Source organism: Kordia sp., from assembly GCF_022447245.1.
Lineage (GTDB): Bacteria > Bacteroidota > Bacteroidia > Flavobacteriales > Flavobacteriaceae > Kordia.
Map to the genome: position 1 here is coordinate 1 of NZ_JAKVBC010000075.1, position 3528 is coordinate 3528.

Below are 3528 nucleotides of genomic sequence, written 5' to 3' on the forward strand. Positions count from 1 at the left end.
GGTTTAGAGTGGAATATGTAGATCCATTTGATGGAACGGCAAAAGAATTTATCAATCACTTTACTTTAAAGAGATAATTTATCATATTTATCTTAATATAATTGTAGGACAATGATTTTAATAAAAAAAATGAGCAGGATAAAGAATATTGTACAAATATTTTTTATCCTGTTTTGTATTCAGCTTAATGCACAATTAATGCCTTCTTTGATCGGAGATGCAACTGATATAGGAGGAGACTGTTTTGAAATTACACAAAATTTAAATAGTCAATCAGGAGCAGTATGGTCAGGTACAGCTATAGATGTAACCGAAGATTTTGTTGTCGAATTTAGAGGTTTTTTTGGTACGAATGACGCTAATGGTGCAGATGGAATTACCTTTATTATAAAAAATACACAAACTCCTGAAATAGGAAATCTGGGAGGAGGAATGGGATACGAAGGTGTCGGAAACTCTTTGGCAGTAGAATTTGATACTTGGCAAAATAATGATTTAAGTGATCCTTTCTTTGATCATCTTGCTATTGTCAGTCAAGGAAATAACAATCATACGGCAGGTACAAACTTAGCTGGACCTGTTCAGGCGTCACCTACATCTACAAATGTTGAAGATGGAGTAGAACATATTATTCGCATAGAATGGACGGCAGCTACAACAACATTGGAAGTATATTTTGATTGTTCGCTGCGTCTTTCGTATACAGGAGATATCGTAAATAACCTTTTTAATGGTGTTACACAAGCATACTTTGGGTTTACAGGCTCAACAGGTGGAGCTACAAACTTACAACGCGTATGTTTTGATTATGTGTCTTTTGCAAATTCACTTGCTTTTGGAGATGAAATTATTTGTGATGGTGAATCTATAAATTCTGTCGATTCAACAATTACGGGTGCTACTTCATATTCATGGACGCCAACTACTGGAGTTAGTGACCCTACATTGCCAAATCCAGTATTTACGCCGACAACAACGACCACATATACAGTTGAAATTTCTAATAGTTGTGCTGATATTATTCAAGAAAGTTTTACAATCACTGTAGAACCTTCTCTAACAGCAAATCCAGTAGCAGATATAACAGTTTGTGATGATGTTACGAATGATGGTGTCGAAGAATTTGATTTTACAACATTAAACGCAACAATCTTAGGAACACAAGACCCTGCAATATTTACAGTAACTTATCACTTAAGCCAAGCAGATGCAGATAATAATGTTAATGCACTAACTTTTCCATACACAAACACAAACCAATGTGAAGATATATTTGCTAGGGTAGGGAATAACGCGAGTGATACATGCTTTAGTACAACGAGTTTTGAAATATGTGTAGATGTATTACCTGTTGCAAATCAACCTAGTGATATGAATGCTTGTGATCAAAATGCTGTTGGTTCGGAAATATATGACTTTACAACGCAAGAAGTGGCTATTCTAGGAATGCAAAATGCTGCTGATGTCAATATAACGTTTTATGCAAATGCTACAGATGCAAATAATGATACGAATCCATTACCGACATCGTATACGGGAACTGATGGAGAAACGATATTTGTGAGAGTAGATAGTGCTGAAGCGGGAAATGATTGCTTTTCTATTACTTCTTTTCAGTTATTCTTGGATGACTTTCCAACAGCAAATCCAGTAGCAGATATAACGGTTTGTGATGATAACTCTAATGATGGTGTTGAAGAATTTGATTTTTCTACGCTAGATGCAACTGTATTAGGAACTCAAAATGCAGCATCATATACTGTTACCTATCATTTAAGTCAAGCTGATGCTGATAATGATACAAATGCACTAACTTTTCCATACTCAAATACCAATCAATGTGAGCAAATATTTGTTCGATTAGAAAATAACTCAAATTCAGTCTGTTTTGATACAACAAGTTTTGAAATTTGTGTAAATGTGCAGCCAATTGCTAATCAACCAAATGATATGAGAGCTTGTGATGCTGATGTGAATGGAACAGAAATGTATGACTTTACAACACAAGTAGCAGATATTTTAGGCACTCAAAATGTGGCTGATGTAAATATCACATTTCATACAGATGCTACAGATGCAAATAATGATGTAAATCCATTACCAACGAATTACACTGGAAGCAATGAAGAAACTATTTTCGTAAGAGTAGAAAGTACTGAAGTAGGAAGCGATTGCTTTGCGATCACATCTTTTCAACTAATGGTAGACGTAGTTCCTATTGCTAATGTTGTGGCAGATATAGCAGTTTGTGATGATAACTCTAATGATGGTGTTGAAAATTTCAACTTTACAAATCTAAATGTAACAGTTTTAGGAACGCAAGATTCTACAATGTTTACAATAAGCTATCATACGAGTCAAGCAAATGCAGACAATGATGCGGATGCTATAACATTTCCGTTTGTAAATACGGCTCAATGTCAGCAAATTTATGTGCGTATTGAAAATAATATGAATACGATTTGTTACAGCACAACTGATTTTGAAATATGTGTGTATGAGCAGCCAATAGCCAATCAACCAGATGATATGATTGCTTGTGATGTAAATAGTGATGGTTTTGAAGATTATGACTTGTCTATGCAAGAAGCTGATATCTTGGCGGGACAAAATGCAGTGAATTTTGATATTTCTTTTCACACCAATCAGATGGATGCAGATATGAATATGAATCCGCTTCCTTCTATCTATTCGGGAGCTGATGGAGATACTATTTTTGTTAGAATAGAAAGTGCGCAAACTGGAAATGCTTGTTATGCTACAACCTCTTTTGATCTTTTGTTTGAAGAATTACCTTCAGCAAATGCACCTACAGATTTGATTGTATGTGATGATGAAACAGCAGATGGTTTTACGGCAATTGATCTTAATGTGAAGAATGATGAAATTTCTGGTGGAATTCCTGGATTTTCTGTGCGATACTACTTAACGCAGATGGATGCTGAAAATGATACAAACTCATTAGCTATACCATACACTAATATTAGTAATCCGCAAACGGTATATGTGCGTGTAGAAACAGCTAATACAGGTTGTTATGTAACCACTACATTGAATGTGTCTGTAGTAGACGCGCCGCAAGTATTTCCTGCAATTCCTTTAGAATATTGCGATACAGATAATGATGGATTTGGAGTTTTCGATATCAGAAGTACTGAAAACCAGATTACAGGCGGAATGTTGGCAAATGTTTCAGTTACTTATCACGAAACACCAGAAGATGCAGGTAATAATGTAAACGCTTTGGCGGATACATATAGCAACATCAATCCATACAACCAAACGATCTATGTACGTGTAGAAAATGTACTTACAGGATGTTTCAATGTAGTTTCTTTAGATTTAATTGTACACGATTCACCAGAGATTGCTGCTTTAGATGCAACGATCCTAGCTGAATGTGATGATGTAACGGCAGATGATATCGCACAATTTGATTTAACTGAGGCTGAGATGGATATTCTAAACGGAGAAGATCCAACCACACATACGGTTCGTTACTATAACACTCAAGCCAATGCAGTAGCA

The 3528-nt window shown here is 35.4% G+C and carries 1 protein-coding gene; it reads left to right on the forward strand.

Going from position 1 to position 3528, the window contains the following annotated elements; translation table 11 throughout:
- Positions 1-129: 129 nt before the first annotated feature.
- On the forward strand, positions 130-3528 hold a 3399-nt coding region (locus MK119_RS24065; RefSeq protein ID WP_290684259.1), incomplete at its 3' end, for an L-type lectin-domain containing protein.